We start from the raw sequence: 5,847 nt of genomic DNA, 5'->3' as shown, positions 1-5,847 counted from the left end.
GGTTGCGGGCCTGCGACCCACTGTGCAGTACACAAAGTTCGGCACCCATTCCTGGCCGTACTGGCAACAGGCGCTACACGACTCATGGCCCACTCTCCGTGCCGGTCTCGGCATCTGACCAGGCCGGTTGTACGGACTCATATCCCAGATGTTCGTCGAGTACTCGCGCGATGATCGGCAGCACGTGGGGTGCGGTCATTTCGTAGTGGGTGACATCGATGTCGTGGTTGCTGATTTCGCCGGTCACATAGGGCCGCCAGCCGTCCGGACCGAAGATGTCGGAGGTGTCGATGGTCGCGCTGAAATAGACGATGTCGCCGTCGAACACCGGGCGCCGATATCCGGTTCTGGTTCGTGCCGAGGCGTTGTACGACGCGGCCAGCCGTTCGAGGGTGTCCGCGTCGATCAGCGATACGCCACCGAGTCGCTCGCGGATCGCCTCGGCGGCTTCTTGCGCGGTGGCCTCGGCGGGCACATCGTGGATGCCGATGACCGAGCCGAACGCGTTGACGAAGCCGCCCGCGGTGAGTTGCTCGATGCTGTCACCGTCGATGTCGGCGGTATCGGCGTCCAGGAGCGCGACGACACCCACCGTGTCGCCCGCCTCCCGGAGCTTGGTCGCGATGGCGTGTGCGATGAGGCCGCCGGACGACCAGCCGAGCACGTGATATGGACCCTCGGGCTGCACGGCGCGGATCTCGCGGATGTACCGGTCGGCGAAGTCCTCGATCGAGCGGGCGGGTGGTTCACGGCCCTCGAGATCCGGAGCCTGCAGGCCGTAGATCGGTCGGCCGGGTCGCAGCGCGTCCGCGAAGCCGAGGTAGGTCCAGGCGACTCCGGACGACGGGTGGATGCAGAACAGAGCCGGCTCGGTGCCGCCGAGCCGGATGGGCAGCAACACATCGAGACCGAGTCCGCCCGCGAGGGGCATGGCGGCGGCCGCCGCGCGTGCCGCGGATTCCTCGGCAGCGGCCGTCTGTGCGGCGGGAGTCTCGGCGAAATGCGCGGCCGCGCCGAGCGCGTCGATCCACAGGTCGGCCAGCTCGGCCACCGCGTTCTCTTCGAGCAGTGTCGCGGGGAAGCCGAAGCTCGCCTTCAGCCGGTCACCGATGACCACCGCGCTCACATCGATCGCGGATTGCAGTGGCACGTCCGGATGTTCGGCAGCGTGCAGGTCGCCGAGTTCGTCGGTCGGCAGCCAGCCGATGCCTTCCAGTCCGGCGGGGATATCGCCGGTCGAGTAGCGGCCCAGGTAGTTGAAGCTGATGTGGCCGGGCAGGCGGGCTGGAAGGTGTGCCGCCGTCGCGGGATTCAGGTAGCGCAGCAGGCCGAACCCGATGCCCTTGTCCGGCACCGCGAGTAGCTGATGCTTCACCGTACGGATCGCCGCGCCGATGGCAGGGCCGCCGGTCAACGCGTCGTCGACATCGATGCCGGTGAGGTCGAGCCGCACCGGGTAGATGCTGGTGAACCAGCCGATCGTGCGGGACAGGTCGGCGCCGGGGATTACTTCCTCTTGTCTGCCATGGCCTTCGAGCCGAACCAGCGCGGTGTCGGTGGCCTCGCCGCGCCAGCGCACCAGCGCGAGCGCCAGGGTGGCGAGCAGGGCGTCCTCGACGCCACCGTGGAAGAGGCCGGGCAGCGTGGTGAGCAGCGCGTTGGTGACGTCGGCGGCTACTTCGCGTTCCACCATGCGCAGCGTCCGCGTCTGATCGGCCGTGGCGTCGAGCTCGCGGGAACCGATCAGCGGGTCAGGGCCCTCGACAACGCGCCGCCAGTATTCGAGTTCGGACACTCTGCTGTCCGTGCGTGATTCGTCGGCCAGTGCGTGCGACCAGCGTCGCATCGAGGTGCCCGTCTCGGCGAGGACCGGGGTGTTGCCGACCGAAACCTGCGCCCAGGCGGCGATCAGATCCGGCACCAGGATGCGCCAGGACACGCCATCGATCACCAAGTGATGTGCCACCACGATGAGTCGGCCGGCCCTGGTCCGTGTTCCTGCGTCGCCCACCGGGTCGAGCCAGACGAACTGCAGCACAGTCCCGGTCGCCGGATCGAGCCGGTTCATCGCGGAATCGAGCTCGGTCACCGCGTATTCGCGCAGCTCGACGGAATCGGCCGCGGCGAACTCGATGCGATGCAGGAGTGCGTCCACGTCGACCGAGCCCGGTTCGCCGACCAGTAGTCGTGGCGCACCGTCCTCGGCTGTCGTCAGGCGTGCGCGCAGCATGTCGTGCCGGTCGACGACGGCCGCGAGGGTGGCGACGATCTGGGCGCGGTCGATGCCGACCGGCAGCTCCAGCACCGCGGTCTGCGCGAAGCGGTCGTAGTCGCCGCCGCGCTCCAGCATGTAATGCACGATCGGTGGAACGGGCATATCGCCCACACCGCCGCCGGGCAGCTCGTCCAGCGTCACCACCGCACCCGCGGCGTCGGCGGCGGTGGCGAGCGCCGCCACCGTGCGGTGCTCGAAGACCTGCAGCGGCGTGCAGCGGATGCCCTCCTGCTTGGCCCGCGACACCAGCTGGATGGCGAGGATGCTGTCTCCGCCCAAGGCGAAGAACGAGTCATCGGCGCCCACCGTGTCGAGACCGAGCAGCTGACCGAAGATCCTGGCGAAGGCTTCCTCGGTGGGTGTCGACGGCGCCCGGTACACGGTCCGTTCGACCGTGAATTCCGGTGCGGGCAGCGCCTTCCGGTCGAGTTTGCCGACGGCATCGAGTGGAATCGCTTCCAGCACGACGAAAGCGGATGGTACCATGTGCGCGGGCAGGGTGTCCTCCGCGAGGGCACGAACCCGGCCGAGGTCGAGCTCGGCCCCCGGCGCGCGCACCAGGTAGGCCGCCAGAGCCTTCGCCCCCGTCGGCCCGGGGACACCGAGCGTCACCGCGAAGTCGACGCCGTCGGCGCGCCCGAGCACGGCGTCGATCTCGCCGAGCTCGATGCGTTGTCCGCGCACCTTGACCTGGAAGTCGGTGCGGCCGATGTACTCCAGCTCCACGTCCGCCGCGCAACGCGTCCAGCGCACCAGATCGCCGGTGCGCAACATCCGTTCTCCCACAGGGCCGAAGGGATTCGCAAGGAAGCGGGCGGCGGTCAGGCTCGGCCGGGCGTGGTAACCGCGGGCCAGGGCAGGTCCGGCGAGGTACAGCTCACCCGCGACGCCGACTGGAACCGGGCGCAGCCGATTGTCGAGGACCAGCACGGCCGCGCCCCGTATCGGCGTACCGAGGGAAACCGGCGCGCCGACGACGAGGGGAGCGGAAGCCGTTGTCCAGATGGTGGATTCGGTCAGTCCGTACAGGTTGACCACCGTGCGGTCCGCCGCCCAGCGCTCGACGAGTTCGGCGCCGACAGCCTCACCGGCTACCGCGAGCACCCGCACGCTCGACACCTCGGCGGGATCGACGGTGGCCAGCGCCGACGGCGTGATCACCATATGGGTCACCCGTTCGGCCTCGATCAGCTCGGCGAGTGCGCTGCCGCCGAACACATCCGGCGGCGACACCACCGCGGCGCCGCCGGTACCGAACGCCATGATGGCCTCGAATACCGACGCGTCGAAACTCGGTGAGGCGACCTGCAGGACCCGGGAGTGTTCGTCGAGGCCGAGCACTGCGCGCTGCGCCGCGACCATGTCGGCGATGCCTCGATGGGGGACCGAGACGCCCTTGGGTGTTCCGGTCGAGCCGGAGGTGTAGATCAGCCACGCCGGATTGTCCGGCCGGATCGGTGTGGGCAGTTCGCTGTCGCGCACGGCGGTGCCGCGCGCACGGGACCAGCGCTCGACCACCTCGAGATCGTCGAGCACGAGCCAGTTCGTGCTGTCCGGCAGCATCGACCGGCAGGCGGCGACAGTGAGACCGACCTGGGCACCGGAATCTGTCAGCATGTGATCGATCCGCTCCACCGGGTGCTTCGGGTCGACCGGCAGGAAGGCCGCCCCGATCTTCGCGGCCGCCCACATACCGGTGAGCAGTTCGGCCGAACGGGGGAGACCGAGCGCCACCACGGTTTCCGGGCCTGCGCCCGCTTCGAGCAACAGCCGCGCCAGCCGGTTGGTGCGCGCGTCCATCTCCCGGTATGTCGTTGTGTGTCCGGCGACGACCAGAGCGGGACGCTCCGGGTACTGTGCGACGGAGTCGGCGAGCAGATGCGGAAGTATTACCGTCCCGGCACTGTCGGGTCCGTGCACCGGCGCCAGAGTGCTGCGCTCGGTGTCATCGAGGATGTCGACATCGGCGATGCGCACCCCGGGCTGCGCGAGGATCGCGGCGAGCACGCGGCGCCACCGGGTGACGAGCGCCGCCGCCGTCGCCTGATCGAACAGGTCTGTCGCGTAGGTCAGTACGCCGTCCAGGCCGACGGGTCCCGTCTCCCCGAAGGGCACGCGCAGGACGAGCGTCAGGTCGAACTGTGAGGACGTTCGGTCGAAATCCTCCACCTCGAACCGCAGGCCGGGTAGTTCGAGTGCCGGCTCGGCGAAGTTCTGCAGGGTCAGCAACACCTGGAACAGCGGATGGTGCGCGGTCGACCGGCTCGGGTTCAGCACCTGGACCAGCTGCTCGAACGGCACGTCGACATGCGCGAACGCGTCCAGATCGGCCGCCCGGACTGCGGTGAGGAACTCCGTGAACCCGGCGCTCGGGTCGACCGGAGTGCGCAGTGCCAGCGTGTTGACGAACATGCCGACGAGCTCGTCCAGCGCCCGCTCGCCGCGGCCGGCGATCGCGGTGCCGATCACCACGTCATCGGTGCCGCCGAGCCGGGCCAGCAGGACCGCCAGCGTGGCGTGCGCGACCATGAACAGGCTGACGTTGTGCGCGGCCGCGAATTCCACCAGGGCGGCGTGCAGTTCGGCGTCGATCGTGAAGGCGTAGTCGGCGCTGCGCATCGACTGCACCGCGGGGCGCGGGTGGTCGGCGGGCAGCTCGAGCTGGTCCGGCGCGCCGGTGAGCGTGTCGGTCCAGTATCGGATCTGCTGCGCGGCAGTCGATTCCGGATCGGACTCGCGGCCGTGCCGCTCGCGGTGCCCGAGGGTGGAGTCGGCGTACTGGACGGCCAGCGGTGCCCGAGTGTTCTCGGCTCCGGCCGACCGCTCCGCGTAGGCGGCGACCAGGTCGATGGCGAGGGGCGCCATCGACGCGCCGTCGGCGCTGATGTGATGCACCACCAGGACGACCACGTGTACCGGCGCGGAACTCGCGGGCACCGCGGAGTCCTCAGCGCCGCTCATGGAGTGACCGGAGGAAACCCGCGCGGCGCCCGCCGCATGTTCGGCGGCAGCCGGAGCGGTGCCCGCCGGGTGAGCCGTAGGCGCGGTGACGCGGAAGATGCCTACGCGCAGCGGTGGTTCCTCGGCGAGATCGAATCCCTTGTCCGCCACTGTGTTGATCCGATCGCGCAGCGGTGCACCATCTTCGGTGTCGAGCACCGTGATGTCCGGCGCGGCCACCTCGGCATCGATCACCACCTGCCGTGGTCCGTCCTCGTCGTCGGGGTAGATGGTGCGCAGAGTCTCGTGCCTGCCGATGACATCGGCGAGCGAGCGCCGCAGGGCATCGACGTCCAGCTCGCCGGTGACCCGGAGCGCGACCGCGATGTTGTACGCGGGCGAAGCCGGATCCAGGCGGTTGAGCACCCACATGCGCTGTTGCGCCGGAGACAGCGGGATCCGGGCAGGCCGGATCCGCGGGGCCAGGGCGACGCGGCCAGGCTTGCCGTCGGTGGCCGGGACGACCCGTGCCGACAGTTGCCCTACGGTGGGCGCGTCGAACAGATCACGCAGCGTGACGGTGGACCCGAGCGCCGAATTCAGCCGGGCGACGACCTTGGTCGCGCTCAGCG

The 5,847-nt window shown here is 69.6% G+C and carries 1 protein-coding gene; it reads right to left on the bottom strand.

Annotation, left to right across the window (positions count from 1 at the left end; translation table 11 throughout):
- Positions 1 to 82 precede the first annotated feature (82 nt).
- Positions 83 to 5,847 (bottom strand): amino acid adenylation domain-containing protein (locus ACFWPJ_RS22495; RefSeq protein ID WP_378854298.1); only part of this gene is annotated, 5,765 nt, incomplete at its 5' end.

This window comes from Nocardia sp. NPDC058497 (assembly GCF_042720195.1).
Taxonomy (GTDB): domain Bacteria; phylum Actinomycetota; class Actinomycetes; order Mycobacteriales; family Mycobacteriaceae; genus Nocardia.
This window is presented reverse-complemented; position numbering and strand designations above follow the sequence as displayed.